We start from the raw sequence: 17,832 nt of genomic DNA on the forward strand, positions 1-17,832 counted from the left end.
TTTAGCTATTTAGAAGTCCAAATTCAACTACAGCCTTTGGGAAATTTTTGTTTTCGTGCCCTGGTCTGCATAATTTTAAAAGCGCGAACCTTTGGATATTAGTGAGTTTTCGCCACTGGTTTATGGAAAGCTGTAAAGCTAATTCTGTCGCCTTTTCTTTTAACATCGTTGGGATTTGATGTAGGTTTCCCCAGTCGGGCAGTGGATCAATAGCCAGTGTTGTGGCTTGGTTTCCGGTATATTTTGTAATTAAGCCAATCAGAAATTGATGGTACTTATCTGTTTGTTCCTGAGTTGAAACCGGTAATAAGGCCAGTTGGATTCTTTCTGATGGATGAAATTTGCTCCATTCTGCCAATTTTAGTTTTATTCCTGCGGCATCCATCTTAAAACGTACGATCATCGGGATGCAACGCACATTTTCTTCAATAAAATCTTCTTCGAACTTAAAATATTCAATCCCTTTTAGGTTTTTAAATTCTGAAGGACCAAGTTTTACTTTCATCACTTTGTTTAATTTTAAATATTCCTTAGCAATCTGTCGTCATTCCCGCGCAGGCGGGAATCTTAATGCAACCTACAAAACCTATCGAGGCATTACGATTATTCATAAGTTTTCCTTTTATTCAGAGGCATTCATGAGCACTCCGTGGTTCCCAATCAAGTTGGGAATGACGATAAGCCACACCCTGTCACCTCAACTCCAATGTTTTTCCAAAACTTATTTCTCAGGATGACCTGACCACCAAAACTTATCATTATTCTGCTAAAGCAGGTTTAGGTTCCGTTTTTAATACATTTACAAAAGAATCTAATATGGCTTTTACCTCGGGCCTGCAACTGCCACAACCCATTCCAGCGCCAGTTAACTGGCAAAGCTGCAAATGATCTTTACAGCCATCTTTAATTTTGTTGATCAGGTTGCCTTCGCCCACATTGTTGCAGCTACATACGGTTTTGCCGATAATAGGTTCTGCTATTTTGCCACTCCTTAACAATTGAAGCCGTTTTTCACTCAACTCCATTTTATTTTCGATCAGGTTGCGGAACTCCAAAAACTCACTTTTATCGCCAATTAATATGGCCCCAACCAATTTATCGTTGTGTACAATACATTTTTTATAGTAGCGTTTGGCTTTATCAATAAAAACAATTTCCTCGTAAGTGGGGTCATTGTTTGGTATTTCGGCCAAGCCTAAAGAGCAGAGCTCTAAACTGTGCATTTTAAGGATATTCATGAGCAGGCTGCCCTGATAAAATTTAGCAATATCTCCGCAAAGAAATCTCGCCACTATTTCGGCCTGTTGCTCTGCTGCTGCGGTAATGCCGTACATCTGACCTTTAAATTCGGCAATTTCGCCAATGGCATAAATGTGTTTTTCGGTGGTTCTCAGGTATTCATCAACCACAACACCTCTTTTACATTCTATGCCTGCTTCTTTAATCAGTTCAGTATTCGGAACAGTACCTATGGCAATTACTAAAGATTCACAATCGATCAATAAACCACTTTTTAAACGGATGCCCGAAATGCTTTTTTCTCCGATAATCCGGTCTACTTCATCATTGTAAAAAACCTCAATGCCTTTGCTGATCAGTTCTTCATGTAGTAATTGACTGCCTAATGCATCCAACTGGCGACCCATTAATCTCGATATCCGTTGGATAATGGTCACTTTTGATCCTGTTTCGGCCAAAGATGTAGCCAATTCGATTCCCAATAAACCACCGCCAACAATCACTACTTTTCCATTTGTAGTATCCACATGTTTTTTAAAACTGTCGGCATCGTTACGGCTGCGCATGGTAAATATACCGTTTAGTTTCGGGATATCTTTAAGCACAAAAGCCCTGCTTCCGGTTGCCAGGAGCAGAACATCGTAACGGTGGGTTTCTCCATTACTATCGATAACGGTTTTATTTTCTTTGTTGATCTTTTCGATACCTAGTCCACGGTGCAGCTTAATTCTATAATCGGTTTCCTCACTATCGCTCATTTTAATGAGGTTATGCCATGGTAAAGTGCCAATAATATAATCGGGGAGAAGTACCCTGTTGTAAAAAGGGAAATTCTCTTTGCTAAAGATCTCAATATCATCTTCGGTATTTAAAGCCCTGTAACTTTTAACAAAACCACAGGCACCAGCGCCCGCACCAATAACAATGATCTTTTGTCGGGCTTTTTGATATAATTTTACTTCTACAGCACTAAATTTAAAATCGGGTTCTTTGCTTAGTGGGTCAACCAGGTTATTGGTTAGGTTATTCACCCGGTTTAGATCACTTTTTAAGATTTTGCCCCAGTGCATAGGCATAAAAACCACTCCGGGTTTAATATCTTCCGAAAATTTTGCCTTTACACGAACATTTCCACGTAAACTGGAAATCTCGATAATATCATTGTCTTTAATGTTCCGAACTTCAGCATCAATTGGGTTGATCTCTAAAAAAGATTCACTAATATGTTGGTTCAGTTTATTTACCTTGCCTGTTTTGCTTCGGGTATGCCATTGATCTCTGATTCTTCCGGTGGTTAAAATCAATGGACGTTCTGGTGTTAAAGCTTCCGATTGGTTTTGATCATCAAATGATAAAATATTGGCTTTTTTATCTGGTGTGTAAAACTGGTGATCGGTAAATAACCTGGCTGTTCCAAATGCTTTTTCTTGCTTCGGATAAGGCCATTGAACGGCTCTTTTTTCTTTTAAAATTTCATAATTAAGTCCGCTGATATCAATGTTGGTACCTTCGGTAAGTGCTGCATGCTCGTTGTATATTTCGGAAGCACCTTTGAAATCAAAACCGTGATAGCCCATTTTTTTTGCAAACCTGCAGATAATTTCCGAATCTGCTAAGGCTTCTCCAGGTGCTTCGGTTACTTTACTGAGATAAGAAATATAGCGGCCTGCATTGGTCATGGTGCCCTCTTTTTCTACCCAGGCAGCTGCAGGTAAAACCACATCAGCGTATTTTAAAGTTTCTACTTTGTTGCTAATGTCCTGAACAACTACAAATCTTGCTTTCTTTAATCCTTCTTCGGCTACACGAACATCTGGCAGGCTGATCAATGGATTGGTGCATAAAATCCATACCGCTTTGAGTTTTCCAGTATTCAGTTCATCGAACATTTCGGTTGCAGTTAAGCCCGGTTTGGATTGAATGGTACCCAATGGGATCTGCCAAAATTTTTCGACCTCATTCCGGTGACTTTCGTTGGCTAAAACTCGATGTGCTGGCAATAAATTGCTTAAACCACCAACTTCTCGTCCGCCCATGGCATTTGGTTGCCCGGTAAGTGAAAAAGGTCCGCTTCCGGGTTTGCCAATATGGCCGGTAATCAGGTTTAGGTTAATTAATGAAAGGTTTTTGTTGGTACCCACCACACTTTGGTTAAGCCCCATGGTCCACATGCTGATGAAACCTTTTGCATTGCCGATGTAAGATGCAGCCAAACGGATATCACTTTCTTTGATGCCGCAAATAACTGCTGCTTCGGCCAGTGAGGTTTCGAAAACGGTAGCTTGGTATTTTTCATAGCCGTTGGTGCTGTTGATGATAAAATCAGCGTCGATTTTTCCATTTTCAATTAAACATCTGCCAATGGCGTGGTGAAGGGTAATATCAGTGCCTGGATTGAGCTGTAGATGAACATCGGCAAGCGAGCAGGTCTGCGTTTTTCGCGGATCACTGACAATGATCTTTAGGTCTGGATTTTTTTGCCTTGCGGCTTCAACACGGCGCCAAAGGATAGGATGGCACCATGCTGGATTTGCACCCGCAACAAAAATACAATCGGCAATTTCAATATCATCGTAACTAATGGGCACAGTATCTTCACCTAAGCTCATTTTATAACCAACAACCGCACTGCTCATACATAAGCGGCTGTTGGTATCGATATTATTGCTACCGATAAAACCTTTAATCAATTTGTTTACTACATAATATTCTTCCGTTAAACACTGTCCGCTTGCATAAAAAGCTACGCTATCGGGGCCATGTTTTTTAATCAGTGCTTTAAAAACGGCTGCTGTTCTTTCTAGTGCAGTATCCCAGCTTACCCTTTGGAGGGGCATGTTTTTGTTATAGCGCATTTCGGGGTAAAGCAGCCTGTCGCTTTTGTCATTCGCCGTGTAATGAAGATTCATACCTTTACTGCACAACATACCTTTGTTTACAGGGTGGTTTTTGTCTCCTTCAACTGTTATCCGCTCATGGATATCTTTATTTACCACAATACCACAACCCACCCCGCAATAGCAGCATGTTGTTGTATTATTTAGCGATATGTTCTTTTCTTCTTTCAAATGATCAACGGTATTGTAGGTAGATTTTTACTTTTGGTGTAACTATTTGCTCGGTGTAAGTACAAGATCTTCTATTTCTGCACTTTTCTGTGCCATAATGGTTCTGAAAATAAATACAGCAATGCCAATTCCGAGAATAATAAAACCGAGAAAAGTAAATGCACTGGTATAATCGATCAGGTCTTTTTGAATAGTATGCCCATTTTCGATTACATTTTTAGTCGCATGACCAGCTTTGGCTTTAAACATAAATGCGATAAGCATGGCACCGATATTTCCACCAGCACCTACAATACCTGCTACACTACCAACTGCAAGTGGATTAATGAAAGGAACAAGGCTGTACGTTGCTCCGTTGGCCATTTTTAAACTTAAACCGAAAACGAACATCATAAAAATGGCCATTCCGATATTTCCCGATTTTGCGAACCAGATCAGGCCGATTCCTTCTATCAAAAGCAATAGTGCAAGTAAAAGTGTTTTGCCATCAAATCCCCAGGTTTTGCCGATTTTATCAGCAACAATTCCACCCAATGGTCTGGCAAAAACATTGATCCAGCCAAAAATACCTGCAACCATTCCGGCTATGGCAATTGTTGCGCCGAATGAATCGGTAAAAAAGATCGGTGCGAAGTTATCAACCGTTATTTCTACACCAAAACAGGCAGCGTAGGCAATGGTTAAAATCCAGGTACGGTAATCCTTTGCGGCGATTAAAAATGTGTTTTTGGTGCTTTTTATGTTTTCGTCTTTTAAATCCTTAAAATCTCCCTGTGGGCTATCCAAAGTATAACGGTGATATAAAAATGCACATACTAAAAGCATTACACCAGGGAAAATCATAGCGTAACGCCAGCTGTCTTCAGTGCTACAAAAGCCCAGAGCGGTAATGCCAGAGGCAATTAATGGCATAAATAAATTGGCCGCACCACCACCTGCATTGCCAAAGCCACCTGCTGTTGCATTTGCGGTTCCTTTAATGTTCGGAGCAAACATAATGGAGGTGTGGAATTGGGTAATTACAAACGATGCTCCGATTACGCCAATGGCTAAGCGGAAAAGCAAAAAGGAGGTATAAGAATTACTGGTTCCGATCAATAAAACGGGAATGGCACACAGTACCAAAAGCCAGGTGTAAATGAGTTTGGGGCCAAATTTATCAATTAGTCGTCCGATCAGTAAACGGGCAATTATGGTGGCTGATACAGATGCAATCTGAATGTTGCCCACCTGATCTTTGGTAAGGTGTAATTGCTCTCTTGCAATTTTCATTAAGGGGGCCATGCCGAACCAGGCAAAAAAGCAAAAGAAGAAAGTTAGCCAGGTGATGTGAAAGGTTTTCATCTGAACACCTTTGAGCGAAAATATATTTAATTTATCTAGCGGTTTAGTAATGGAGTTTAGTGTCATAACGGTCTGTTTAAGCGTAAATAAATAAATGGTTCTTTTAAAATTTATAGCCTAAGCCTACGCCAACATTCCACTCGCCATTTTTAACTGCGGTTTTAGGGTTGTAGTATAGCGGTACCTGTAGGGCTACATGGCGAAATACCGTTGTTAAGCCAAAACCAAGGTTAGGCGTGAGGGCTGCATTTTTTGGCGCTCCGGCGGCAACTTTATCTTCTTTGATTCTTAAACTGGGTAACAATCCCAATAAAACGGTGTAAGGTTTTTTGCTGAATTTAATGCTAGGACCTGTGCAGTTTATAAAAGCACCATGATCAACATATCCGGCAACGATAGTACCATCGAATAAAACGGCTTTAGTTTGCGATTTAGCTGAAAAAAAGAACAAGGTAAGTGCAAGGCAGCCTGTTGCGGCTACATAATTAGGAATCTTCATGTCGGTTTGGTTTGGGTTAAATTTTTTAATCAGAAAAAGTTTAAATCTTACTGGGTCAGGTTAAGATTTTGGCGTTGTACCAATGTAAACAGTTCCGTTTTCTATCTTTACAGGATAGGTTTTTATTGCGCATTCATCGCCGCTTAAACATTCGCCAGTGCTCAATGAGAATGTTTTTTTGTGGAAAGGGCAGGCTACCTTAGGTTCATCGGTAGTAGATCCAATCATTCCACGGCTTAATGCCATCTGCTTTTTATGCGGACATTCATTTTGTGTGGCGTACCACTCATTTCTTCTGGTGAAATAGAAAAGTGCAATCTGATCTTCACCATGTTTTACGCAAACGCCACCGTTCTCAATGGCATCCTCGACTCGGCAGGCTGCTAGCCAATTTGATTGTTCAGTCATAATTTTTGGGTTTTATAAGGTTTGTAAAGATTATTTATTAAACTGTTTTCCATTCGGCGGTTCTTTTTTGTCCGCGCATCTCAACAAATTCTATAGTTGGATCTTTGTCTTCTGGTGCATTTACAAAATGAGAGAAACGTTTTCTGATCGCAGGATTTTCTACAGCTTCCTTCCATTCACATTTGTAAGAGGCAATTAAGTTTTCAATTTCGTTTTCCCATTGGGCGGCCATTCCTAAACTATCGTTAATGATTACATTCCGCAGGTAATCTATTCCACCTTCCATTTTGTTCAGCCAGGTTGCTGTTCTGGTAAGCGGATCGGCAGTGCGGATGTAAAACATCAAAAATCTATCGATGTACTTAATACAGGTTTCACTATCTAAGTCTGTTGCCAGTAAAAGGGCATGTTGCGGTTTGCTACCTCCATTACCACATACATACAGGTTCCAGCCTTTTTCGGTAGCAATAATGCCGAAGTCTTTACTCTGTGCTTCTGCACATTCTCTGATACAGCCACTTACAGCTGATTTGAACTTGTGCGGTGCGCGGATACCTCTGTATCTTTCTTCGATCCGGATAGCAAAACTTACACTGTCATGCAAGCCAAATCTGCACCAGGTACTGCCTACACAGCTTTTAACTGTTCTTAATCCTTTTCCGTATGCATGTCCACTTTCAAAACCTGCCGCAATTAATTCCTCCCAGATAATAGGAAGGTCGTTAAGGTGTGCGCCAAACAGATCAATACGCTGACCTCCGGTAATTTTGGTGTAGAGGTTATATTTTTTAGCTACTTCGCCAATTACTATCAATTTATCGGGTGTAATTTCGCCACCCGGAACCCTTGGTACCACTGAGTATGAGCCGCCTTTTTGAATGTTGGCCAGAAAACGGTCGTTACTATCTTGGGCTACATCATTTCCTTTTTTAAGGATCATTTCGTTCCAAAGGCTAGCTAGGAGTGATGACACTAATGGCTTACATACCTCACAACCGTCATTTTTGCCTAAAGCATCCAATACTTCATCATAACTTTTTAGTTCGTGGATATGGATAAGGTCAAAAAGTTCTTGTCTGCTATAGTTAAAGTGTTCGCATATTACATTTTTTATATACTTACCTTGTGATTTTAAGGTGTAAGTCATCAAGTCTTTAACCATTGGTAAACAGCCGCCGCAACCTGTGCCTGCTTTGGTGCATTTTTTAAGATCGTCGATGTTTTCGCAAGAGCCATCAGCAACTGCAGAACAGATATCACCCTTGCTAACACCCTCACAGCTGCAGATCAATGCACCGTCTGGTAAACCTGTAATTCCGGCTCCGCCAGCAGGTTCGCTTCCTCCGCGTGCACCCAGAATAAGTTCTTCGGGGTTTTCTGGTAATACAATCCGGTTATTAGAGGTCTGCAACAGCAGGTTGTAAGCTGTTGCATCTCCAATTAATATACCTCCTAAAAGGTATTGCCCGTCATTACTAACATTTATTCTTTTATAAACGCCTTTGTGTTTGTTTTCGAAGATGATGGTGCGGCAATCGGGTTCGGTAATGAAATTATCACCAAAACTGGCCACATCGATACCGATCAGCTTCAGTTTAGTACTCATATCAAACCCTGTGAAGGTTTTATCACCTTCGCAAAGGTTTGTAGCCAATACTTCGGCCATTTCGTAACCAGGAGCAATTAATCCATAAATCATTCCATCGTACAAAGCGCATTCGCCGATGGCAAAAATAGCTGGATCGTTGGTCTGCATTTTTTGATCAACAACAATTCCGCCACGCGGACCAACCTCGATACCGCAGGCCTTTGCCAGTTCATCACGTGGTTTTATACCAGCAGATATAACCAGCATATCTACATCTAAAGCCGTATCATCGCTAAATTTTAATGCGGTAATACGGCCATCGCCTTCAATACTTGTAGTGTTTTTATTTAAGTGGATCTGTAAACCAAGATCTGCGAGTTTAGATTTAAGCATATCGCTACCTGCAGTATCAATTTGTCTTGGCATTAAACGCGGTGCAAATTCGATAATGCTCGTTCTTTCGATACCCAGATCTATCAATGCCTTAGCGGCTTCCAATCCCAGTAAGCCACCGCCGATAACCGAAGCTGTTTTGGCTTTTTTGGCATAACCGCTAATCAGGTCAAGATCTTCAATGGTACGGTAAACAAAAACACCTTCTTTCTCGATGCCAGGGATATTGGGAACGAAAGCGCCCGAGCCGGTTGCAAAAACAAGAATATCGTAATGATAATCAAGTCCAATGGCGGTGTAAACTTTTTGAAGTTCGCGATCTATTTTAACGATTGGATTATTTAGGAAAAGGGTAATATTTTGCTCTTGATACCAGTTTTCAGTAGAAAGAGAAAGATCATCAGCAGTTTTTCCGTTAAAATATTCACTTAAATGAACACGGTCATATGCTCTGCGGGGTTCTTCGCCAAAAACGATAAGATTAAAAGAAGAGGTTTTTGATCTTAGCTTTTCGCAGAATTTATATCCCACCATTCCATTTCCTATTACGATTATTTGTGGTTCTTTCATAAATCTTAAAGGTATTTTATGTTTTGTTGGTTTTTGTTTGTTGTTTTTTGTTTCGGATTATTTGTTTTGTTGTTTTTTGTTGGTAATAATCGATTCAAAAATACATGTTTTAATATTTATATGATTTTTGATATTCAAATATAGGTTATAATTCAATTAAAAGTTGTTGTTGTGTGATTTTTATCATAAAAAATTTAATTTTTTAATAAATTTTCATCACTTTTATGTTTAAATAGTTAAATCATTAAAATTATGAATCAAAAAACTAACGATTTTGGACTTTTTATAATGGGTGGAGGTCCTGGAGATCCTGAATTGATCACTATGAAAGCTTTTAATGTGCTAAAAAGAGCAGAAGTTATTTTATATGATAACTTAAGTAATGAAAAATTGCTAGAAATTGCGCCGAAAAATTGTAAAATGATCTATGTTGGTAAGCAACCTTATGGAAAATACACGCCACAAGAGAAAATAAACGAATTAATTGTCGAAAATGCCCAAAATTATCAAGTTGTGGTGCGTTTAAAGGGTGGAGATCCCTTTATTTTTGGCAGAGGCTTCGAAGAATTGATTTATGCGGAGGCTAGAGGCATCAAATGTCATTACATTCCAGGTATAAGTAGTATGCAGGGCGCAGGTTTTATTGATGTTCCTTTAACACACCGTGGCATTAGTGAAAGTGTTTGGATCCTTACCGGAACCAAGAAGGACGGAAGTTTAACCAATGATTTAAAGTGTGCCATGAAAAGCTCGGCTACAGTTGTTATATATATGGGTATGAAAAAAGTTGGCGAAATCTCTAAAGCTTATTGTGATGCAGGTTTAGGTGATATGCCTGCGGCAGTTATTCAGCATGCTACCTTGCCCAATCAAAAACAAGTGGTATGTTCAGTGCGAAATTTACAGGAATCTGCTGAACAAGCGGGCTTAACTTACCCTGCTATTATTATTATAGGTAATGTAGTGCAGGCTAAAGCTTATGCGAATTTAAATCAAGGAGAACTTTTATCAGCGTAGAAGGGTCCATTAGTTCATTTGTCCTTGATCATTACTGCATTGATTAATAGTTTATAGATTCACGGTTGATTGCATACGCGATAACTAAAATCTTAACTCCCTTAAATCTTAATGGTCAGCCAAATAGATTAACTGTCTGAATGTTATCAATAAAATAGCCCGCAAGGTTTAACTTGCAGGCCAATAATTAATATGGGTAGATTAATTTAAGGTCAATTCGATTACAGGGATTTCGAAGTCGGGTTTTTTCTTCGGTAGTTTTAATACCAAACTATTCCCAGTCGATTTTTGAGCATCAATCTGTATTTCAGAGTTGTCATGTAAAAACTGCGCATATTTTGCCTTGTCTTTATATCCGTCCAGCGTAATGTAGCCTGTATTTGGATATTCAAACAAATGCACATACAGTTTTTTGGTGTCGTTATTGTAAGTGAGTTTTACTCCCTCAGGCGCTTTAAATTCGGTTGGCGCAAAAGTACAGTGGTAAATAGATTTCGAATTGGCGTGCATCCAAAGGCCTAGGCTATCTAAAGCAATGTTTGCTCTGTTATCAAACTCACCACGCGCAGTGGGCCCAACATTTAACAATAAATTTCCTCCATTGGCTACTGAAGTAATCAACAGATCTAATAACTTCCTGTTGCTTTTCCAGGTGTTTTCATCACGGTGATATCCCCACGAGCCTGAAAAGGTTTGGCAGGTTTCCCAAACTTTGCCACGGTATTTTTCTAATTCCTTTGGACTAACCTGTTCAGGTGTTTCGAAATCTGTACCATCTTCGTAATCATTAAGATCCAAACGGTTATCTACAATAATTTGTGGCTGCAGTTTTCTGATCTGCTTAAGTAGTGCTACCGAGCCCCAATCATCACGACCTTTACCATGTTTGCCCGGATAAGAGAAATCTGCCCAAAGAATGTCGATTTTGCCGTATTTAGTAAGTAATTCGGTTACCTGATCGTATAGGTACTTGCGGTATTTGGCTATATCCCGGTTCTTGTTCAGCGCTGTATATTCATCTTCATTATCATTGTTGGGCCTTAAGGGGTGATGCTTGTCAACAGGAAAATCGGGGTGGTGCCAATCAATCAGCGAATAATAAAAGCCTACTTTTATACCCTCGGCACGGAAAGCCTCAACAAATTCTTTAACCAAATCTCTTTTGGCTTGTGTATTGGTTGCCTTATAATCAGTGAATTTACTATCAAATAAAGTAAAGCCTTCATGGTGTTTGGTGGTTAATACGGCATATTTCATACCTGCTTCTTTAGCTTCTCTGGCCCATTTTTTTGGGTTAAATAAATCAGGATTAAACTGGTCAAAGTATTTCTGATAGTTTTCGTTGGTAATGTGTTCGTAATTTCTTACCCACTCATGACGGGCTGGTAATGCATACAGGCCCCAATGGATAAACATGCCGAAGCGGGCATCCGTCCACCATTCCATTCTTTTGGTTTTTTGGGCAGCTGTTTCATTGCCCAATCTTTTTTGAGCAAAGCCAGGTAAGGTTAAGCCCAGTATGAACAAAGCTGATAAAATTGTTTTTCTCATTTTTCGGTTTCTTTTGGTTAGTATATAATGGGCTAATTTAGTGAGGTATATCCTTGTAAAATGGTCGAATATGAGCAAAATATTAAGTTAAATTGGTTTAAGTTTTAACGGAGAAGGTTGAGTTTCTTAAAACTTTGAAGATGCTATTCTTGTTTAATTGGCAGTGTTGTGAAACTTAATTTGACAAAAGAAACGATGAAAACTCAAAAAATACCTGCTAAACAGAACAAACAACCAGGGATAGAGGCGAAGATGGATCCAAGACCTGAAGTAATTAAAGCAAACTATAAGGGGGCAGGGAAACTGAATGATAAGGTTGCACTGATTACTGGTGGGGATAGTGGCATTGGGCGTTCGGTAGCGGTTCATTTTGCAAGGGAAGGTGCCAACGTAGCTATTGTTTATCTGGACGAAGATGTTGATGCAAAAGAAACCCAGAAAATGGTTGAAGCTGAAGGTAAAAATTGTTTGTTGATTAAAGGAGATGTTAAAAAGCCTGCATTTTGTAAAAAAGCTGTCGAAACAACGGTTAAAAAGTTTGGAAAGATCAATATTTTGGTAAATAATGCCGGCATGCAGGTTCCGCAGAAAGATCCAAAAAAGATCGACGATAAACAGTTAAACGATACCTTCCGTACCAACATATTTGGCTATTTTTACTTTGCGCACGAGGTATTGGAATATTTTCATGCAGGTGATACCATTATCAATACCACCTCGGTAACGGCTTATCGCTCTTCGCCAAACCTGATCGATTATTCTTCAACTAAAGGCGCAATAACATCTTTTACCCGTTCGCTCGCTACAAATTTAGCCAAAACAGGGATTCGTGTAAATGCGGTGGCACCCGGACCTGTGTGGACACCACTTATTGTATCTACTTTTGATGAAAAAAAGATTAAGTCATTTGGATCTGAAACGGCCATGGAAAGGGCTGGTCAACCCTCAGAACTTGGGCCATCTTATGTATTTCTGGCATCAGACGATGCTTCATTTATCACCGGACAGGTAATCCATGTAAACGGTGGAGAAGTGGTAAACGGTTAATTTCTTTACCTTTAATGAAATTTAAACCATTTCCATGGCATCAGATCCACCTAAAGATTGGCGTTTTAAGCTTCATGAAGTTATTTACGAATCGAATACACCTGCAGGTAAAGTATTTGATGTTGGTTTATTGATTGCCATATTTTCGAGTATCATTGTGGTAATGCTTGATAGCGTTGTTGGTATCCATCAGCAATACGGCAAACTGTTTAATATTATGGAATGGATTTTCGCTGCGCTTTTCACTGTCGAATACATTTTAAGATTGGTGAGTATCAGAAAACCGATCAGTTATGTAATCAGTCCATTAGGTATTATTGATCTGATTGCATTGTTACCTTCTTACCTGAGTATCTTTTTTATTGGCGCACAATCTTTACTGGTTTTTAGGGCACTAAGGCTACTTCGTGTTTTCAGGATATTCAAACTCGGGCATTTTTTAACAGAGATTAATTTTTTAACCCAGGCACTGAAAAATAGTGTGAGGAAAATCAGCATATTCCTGTTAACCGTTTTAACCATCACCGTAATTCTTGGCTCTATTATGTATTTGGTAGAAAAGCGTGAAAATGGATTTTCGAATATCCCCGAAAGTATTTATTGGGCCATCGTTACCATAACAACCGTTGGTTATGGCGATATTTCACCCATCACACCACTGGGTAAGTTTGTGGCCTCTGTAGTGATGCTGATCGGTTATGCTATTATTGCTGTGCCCACCGGGATCATTACCCATGATATTGCTGTTGCGGCCAGGCAGAAAAAAGAATTACCAGAATCTTGTCCGAGCTGTAGTAGGGAAGGGCATGATAACGATGCCTTGTTTTGCAAATATTGTGGCTCTTCTTTGTTTAAATAAAAATGCCAGATAATTGCTGATCTGGCATTTTTATAACCGAAATAAATTGGCTTATAACATTTCGCTGTCTTCATCATCGTATGCATTCGGATCTTTATTCAATTCTTCTATATCCGATTCGTTATAGTCATCTGTTTCTGTTTCGTCATCCTCATCTTCTTCGTCTTCCGGGCTTTCAATTTCTTCATTTAATTGTGTTCCCTCTCCATCCGCAAAAGGTACTTCGTCCGGCGTATATCCCTCATCTTCGGTTGGCTCAGGAGCAGCATGACCATCGGCTGCATTTCCTTCCGAACGGTTGATCTGGAACTGTTCGATATTCTGAATTTCTTCTTCAGGTTGATTGTTTTCTTGATTTTCCATAGTAAAAGTCTTTTATAGTAGAACAGATTCAAATCAGATTAAGTTTAGAGAAAATTAAAATCTTAAACCACTGGTGTTGTAAGGTTTTTAAAAGATGGATATGATTTGTTCAAACTTTTTAAATGTTAACGGGGTTTTATTAATGCATTTACCTTAATTACTTAATAATGAAAAACCATTTCAATACCAGGAAAATAGCAGTAGTGGGAATGATTATTTCAGCTACTTCATTTAATGCTGTTGCAAAAGCTGACTGGCATTACGCAGGATCATTTGATTACATTAATCAACAAGATAGCTTAACCACTGCGCAATTTTTGCAACAGGCAGCTATTGCAGGAATGAAAGAGGTATCGACTGGGAAACTTGCAGCAGAGAAAGCAACAGATCAAAAGATAAAGGCATTTGGCCAGATGATGGTTGATGATCATACCAAGGCCAATGAAGAATTAAGGTCATTGGCTAAACTTAAAAAAGTAAATTTGCCAATGAGTAGGCCAGAAGGTGAATTACGACCAGATGGCAGGGTGGATTCATCACCTGAAAATATGAAAGATACCTCGCGAACCAAAAATGCCGGAGGTGAGGCAGGTAATACTGGTCTGGCGAAAAAAAACGCGAATGATGCTACTGAAGCTGACGTGACCAATGCGATTGAAAAATTAAATAATTTAAGCGGGGCTTCATTTGATAAAGCTTATGTCGAAATGATGGTTGTTGACCATCAAAACGCGGTTTTTTTATTCGAAAAAGCATCACAGTCTGCTGATCTTGAGGTTAAAGCGTATGCAAATAAATATTTACCAACTTTACAAAAGCATTTAAAACAGATTAAAGCCTTAGCTAAATAATAACTTTAAGTTATTTGGCATGGTAACCTTGCTTTTATATTCTTATAAAACGATTTATTGGATTTGTAAGTTTAAATAATTAATATATTTGTTTAAACCTGACCAATATATGTTTCCAATAAAATGTTTTTCAGATGTAGGATTTTTCGTCCTTTCACAACAAGAAAGTGAAACCCAATATGTAAAAAATTATAGTAAATGTTGTAGGTTTTCTTTGCAGACACTCCTCATATCTACCAAGAAAATTTTCGTATGCTTTTTAGCCTTGAGTTCAATCTTTTTTACGGTTTATGCTAAGCCAAGAGCAGAACACCATCAGGCAGATATCGTAATCTATGGCGGAACATCGGCCGGTATAATTGCTGCCGTACAAGCTGCCAAAATGGGTAAAAGCGTTATTGTAGTTTCACCCGACCGCCATCTTGGTGGTTTATCATCTTCAGGGCTGGGCTTTACCGATACGGGAGATAAATCTGTAATTGGAGGCCTCGCCAGAACATTTTATCAGAAGGTTTATCAGCATTATCAGCAAGCTAGCACATGGAAATGGCAGAAAAAAGAAGAATACGGTAACAAAGGACAAGGGACACCTGCTATTGATGGAACGGACCGTACCATGTGGATTTTTGAACCTCATGTTGCTGAACAGGTTATGGAAGATTTTGTCAAAGAAAATCAATTAAAAATTTACCGTGATGAATGGCTGGAGCGAAAACATGGAGTAAAGATGAAAGATGGTAAGATTATCAGTATCAAAACCTTATCTGGCAAAATTTTTAATGCAAAAATATATATCGATGCTACTTATGAAGGCGATTTAATGGCTGCAGCTAAAGTAAGTTATCATATTGGCAGGGAAGCAAACCATGCCTATAACGAAAAGTGGAATGGGGTACAGACGCTGGTTTTTCAGCATGGGCATTATTTTAAAAATAATATCGATCCTTATCAAATTCCCGGAGATAAAACAAGCGGCCTGTTACCGGGTATTTCTACTGATCAACCCGGGCCGAATGGAACGGCAGACCATAAAGTGCAGGCCTATTGTTACCGGATGTGCCTGACTGATCAGCCAGAAAACAAAATTGAATTTCCAAAACCAGACCGCTACAATGCCATGGATTACGAATTGCTGTTAAGGGTATTTAGCACTGGTTGGAATGAACTTTTTAATAAATACGATCCTATTCCGAACCATAAAACAGATACCAATAACCACGGACCGTTTAGCACCGATTTTATTGGAATGAATTATGCTTATCCCGAAGCAGACTACACAAAACGGAGAGAAATTATCGAAGCTCACGAAAATTATCAAAAAGGATTAATGTACTTTATGGCCAACGATCCAAGAATACCCGAGAAAATTCAGCAGCAGGTTAAAAAATGGGGTTTGGCAAAAGATGAATTCAAGGATAACGGAAACTGGCCATATCAGCTTTATGTACGGGAGGCGAGGAGAATGATAGGAGATTTTGTGATGACGGAGAATGAAGTTTTGGGTAAAAAAGAAGTTCCTAATCCAATAGGAATGGGGTCTTACGCCTTAGATTCTCATAACGTACAACGTTATGTTACGCCCGAAGGTTATGTGCAAAATGAGGGTGATATCGGCGTTAAAGCACCAAGACCTTACAGCATTTCCTATCAGGCTATCGTACCCAAGAAAACCGAATGCAACAATTTGTTGGTTCCGGTTTGTTTGTCATCATCTCATATTGCTTACGGATCTGTTCGGATGGAGCCTGTATTTATGATTCTGGGCGAATCAGCTGCTACTGCTGCATCTTTGGCCATCGATCATAAAATCAATATTCAGGATGTAAATTATAATCAATTAAAAAACTTGTTGTTAAATCAAAAGCAGTATATAACTTCAGCTAACTAAAGCGGTTTATTAAATTGGTGTAAATTCCACTGGTTGATTTTCATGGACCATTTAAATCTGCGGGCTTAGAAGTGTTTATTTGATTGTACTTTCTTATGAAGATGAAGTAGTTGCTATACTAAAGGATAGCACTATCCTATGGTATAGTAATAGCTTTTTGATACTTCATATCTATAATTTTGCCAGACATAAAAAGGCAAAAAATGAAAATATTACATCTTATATCAAGCCCAAGGGGCGAAGCATCTTTCAGCATTAAATTGGGAAAAGCCATTGTAGAAAAATTACAGGCTGCTAATCCAGGCAGTAGTTTAGTTACGCACAACTTAACCGATTCTCCATTTCCACATTTGGAGGAGGTGCATATTAATTCTTTCTTTACGCCACTCGAAAATTATACGCCTGAACTAGCAGAAGCAGTAAAACATTCTAACGAAGCCATTACCGAACTTAAAAATGCAGATGCCATTGTAATTGGCGTTCCGATGTACAATTTTGGTATTCACTCTACATTAAAGGCGTGGATAGATCATATTGCGCGTGCAGGACAAACTTTCAATTATTCAGAAAATGGACCTGAAGGTTTAGTTAAGAACAAAAAAGTTTATCTGGCTATTTCTTCTGGCGGAGTATATTCTGAGGGGCCGATGAAGGCTTACGACTTTACCGAATCCTACCTTAGATCGGTACTTGGCTTTTTGGGTATGGTAGATGTTTCGGTTTTCAGAGCCGAAGGTCTAAGTATGCCCAACCTGAAAGACGAGGCGTTAGGTAAAGCAGTTGAAAGTATAATACTTTAAGGGGTTTAATTCGTCATTGCGAGGAGGAACGTCAGCCTGTCCCAACTTTTCGCATTAGCGTCAAGTTAATGATATTGACAAAGGTTGAAAAGTCTGTGATTATTATTTAAAAAGGAAAAAGCAACTTGTAGTTCTAAACACATTTGACAATGTCTACAAGCCGCTTTTTCAACTCTAAAATAAAAAAAAGATTTGATATTTTTTTTAATGGATCAACCATTGATACTATAGCTCGGAGCAGTGGTTTTCTTCAGCGCAGTGCAAAGAAGATTTCTCCGATGGATTTTGTTATGGGCTTTGTGTTAAGCTGTTCTCAAATGCAAAACACATTCAGTCAATGGGCTTTC

The 17,832-nt window shown here is 39.1% G+C and carries 15 protein-coding genes; 7 read left to right on the forward strand and 8 right to left on the reverse strand.

The window, feature by feature from the left end; translation table 11 throughout:
- Position 1 precedes the first annotated feature (1 nt).
- The 6 genes from EYS08_RS13325 to nirB form a co-directional block, all read right to left on the reverse strand.
- On the reverse strand, positions 2–505 hold the full coding sequence (locus EYS08_RS13325) for a nitrate reductase associated protein (protein WP_208745854.1): 504 nt from the start codon (positions 503–505) through the stop codon (positions 2–4).
- A 253-nt stretch (positions 506–758) separates the two neighbouring features.
- A complete protein-coding gene (locus EYS08_RS13330) occupies positions 759–4,307 on the reverse strand; it encodes a nitrate reductase (RefSeq protein WP_131030509.1) in 3,549 nt (1,182 codons plus the stop codon).
- A 42-nt stretch (positions 4,308–4,349) separates the two neighbouring features.
- Positions 4,350–5,717 carry an MFS transporter gene (locus EYS08_RS13335; protein WP_131030510.1) on the reverse strand — a complete coding sequence of 456 codons (1,368 nt, stop codon included), beginning with the start codon at positions 5,715–5,717 and terminating at the stop codon, positions 4,350–4,352.
- Between the two features lie 37 nt (positions 5,718–5,754).
- Positions 5,755–6,150 (reverse strand): hypothetical protein, encoded by a 396-nt coding sequence (locus tag EYS08_RS13340; RefSeq protein ID WP_244215951.1) that lies wholly within the window; start codon positions 6,148–6,150, stop codon positions 5,755–5,757.
- Positions 6,151–6,210: 60 nt separating this feature from the next.
- Positions 6,211–6,558, reverse strand: a complete 348-nt coding sequence (gene nirD / locus EYS08_RS13345) for a nitrite reductase small subunit NirD (protein ID WP_131030511.1) — start codon at positions 6,556–6,558, stop codon at positions 6,211–6,213.
- A gap of 37 nt (positions 6,559–6,595) precedes the next feature.
- Complete coding sequence (gene nirB, locus EYS08_RS13350) at positions 6,596–9,109, reverse strand: nitrite reductase large subunit NirB (protein WP_131030512.1); 2,514 nt, start codon at positions 9,107–9,109, stop codon at positions 6,596–6,598.
- A gap of 252 nt (positions 9,110–9,361) precedes the next feature.
- Here nirB and cobA point away from each other — a divergent pair, with 252 nt between their 5' ends.
- Entirely contained in the window at positions 9,362–10,126 is a 765-nt protein-coding gene (gene cobA / locus EYS08_RS13355; protein WP_131030513.1) for a uroporphyrinogen-III C-methyltransferase, read from the forward strand.
- Between the two features lie 201 nt (positions 10,127–10,327).
- Here cobA and EYS08_RS13360 read toward each other — a convergent pair whose 3' ends face one another.
- A complete protein-coding gene (locus EYS08_RS13360) occupies positions 10,328–11,677 on the reverse strand; it encodes an alpha-L-fucosidase (RefSeq protein WP_131030514.1) in 1,350 nt (449 codons plus the stop codon).
- A 195-nt stretch (positions 11,678–11,872) separates the two neighbouring features.
- Between EYS08_RS13360 and EYS08_RS13365 the strand changes: the two genes are divergently transcribed.
- Positions 11,873–12,724 (forward strand): SDR family oxidoreductase, encoded by an 852-nt coding sequence (locus tag EYS08_RS13365; protein ID WP_131030515.1) that lies wholly within the window; start codon positions 11,873–11,875, stop codon positions 12,722–12,724.
- 34 nt (positions 12,725–12,758) lie between these two features.
- Positions 12,759–13,583: an ion transporter gene (locus EYS08_RS13370; protein WP_131030516.1), complete on the forward strand. Its 825-nt coding sequence runs from the start codon at positions 12,759–12,761 to the stop codon at positions 13,581–13,583.
- 51 nt (positions 13,584–13,634) lie between these two features.
- Here the strand turns inward: EYS08_RS13370 and EYS08_RS13375 are convergent, their stop codons facing one another.
- Positions 13,635–13,946 (reverse strand): hypothetical protein, encoded by a 312-nt coding sequence (locus tag EYS08_RS13375; RefSeq protein WP_131030517.1) that lies wholly within the window; start codon positions 13,944–13,946, stop codon positions 13,635–13,637.
- A gap of 167 nt (positions 13,947–14,113) precedes the next feature.
- Between EYS08_RS13375 and EYS08_RS13380 the strand changes: the two genes are divergently transcribed.
- The 4 genes from EYS08_RS13380 to EYS08_RS26050 form a co-directional block, all read left to right on the forward strand.
- Positions 14,114–14,797, forward strand: a complete 684-nt coding sequence (locus EYS08_RS13380) for a DUF4142 domain-containing protein (protein ID WP_131030518.1) — start codon at positions 14,114–14,116, stop codon at positions 14,795–14,797.
- Positions 14,798–15,062: 265 nt separating this feature from the next.
- Entirely contained in the window at positions 15,063–16,685 is a 1,623-nt protein-coding gene (locus EYS08_RS13385; RefSeq protein WP_244215952.1) for an FAD-dependent oxidoreductase, read from the forward strand.
- 203 nt (positions 16,686–16,888) lie between these two features.
- The gene (locus EYS08_RS13390; RefSeq protein WP_131030520.1) at positions 16,889–17,485 is read left to right on the forward strand and encodes an FMN-dependent NADH-azoreductase; all 597 of its coding nucleotides are present in this window, start codon (positions 16,889–16,891) and stop codon (positions 17,483–17,485) included.
- A gap of 149 nt (positions 17,486–17,634) precedes the next feature.
- On the forward strand, positions 17,635–17,832 hold a 198-nt coding region (locus EYS08_RS26050), incomplete at its 3' end, for a hypothetical protein (RefSeq protein WP_208745855.1).

Source organism: Pedobacter kyonggii (genome assembly GCF_004310665.1).
Classification (GTDB): Bacteria; Bacteroidota; Bacteroidia; order Sphingobacteriales; family Sphingobacteriaceae; genus Pedobacter; species Pedobacter kyonggii.

Coding starts and splice junctions, on each gene's coding strand:
- EYS08_RS13325 (WP_208745854.1), bottom strand. CDS start 505: ATGAAAGTAAAACTTGGTCCTTCAGAATTTAAAAACCTAAAAGGGATT.
- EYS08_RS13335 (WP_131030510.1), bottom strand. CDS start 5,717: ATGACACTAAACTCCATTACTAAACCGCTAGATAAATTAAATATATTT.
- EYS08_RS13340 (WP_244215951.1), bottom strand. CDS start 6,150: ATGAAGATTCCTAATTATGTAGCCGCAACAGGCTGCCTTGCACTTACC.
- nirD (WP_131030511.1), bottom strand. CDS start 6,558: ATGACTGAACAATCAAATTGGCTAGCAGCCTGCCGAGTCGAGGATGCC.
- nirB (WP_131030512.1), bottom strand. CDS start 9,109: ATGAAAGAACCACAAATAATCGTAATAGGAAATGGAATGGTGGGATAT.
- cobA (WP_131030513.1), top strand. CDS start 9,362: ATGAATCAAAAAACTAACGATTTTGGACTTTTTATAATGGGTGGAGGT.
- EYS08_RS13360 (WP_131030514.1), bottom strand. CDS start 11,677: ATGAGAAAAACAATTTTATCAGCTTTGTTCATACTGGGCTTAACCTTA.
- EYS08_RS13365 (WP_131030515.1), top strand. CDS start 11,873: ATGAAAACTCAAAAAATACCTGCTAAACAGAACAAACAACCAGGGATA.
- EYS08_RS13370 (WP_131030516.1), top strand. CDS start 12,759: ATGGCATCAGATCCACCTAAAGATTGGCGTTTTAAGCTTCATGAAGTT.
- EYS08_RS13375 (WP_131030517.1), bottom strand. CDS start 13,946: ATGGAAAATCAAGAAAACAATCAACCTGAAGAAGAAATTCAGAATATC.
- EYS08_RS13380 (WP_131030518.1), top strand. CDS start 14,114: ATGAAAAACCATTTCAATACCAGGAAAATAGCAGTAGTGGGAATGATT.
- EYS08_RS13390 (WP_131030520.1), top strand. CDS start 16,889: ATGAAAATATTACATCTTATATCAAGCCCAAGGGGCGAAGCATCTTTC.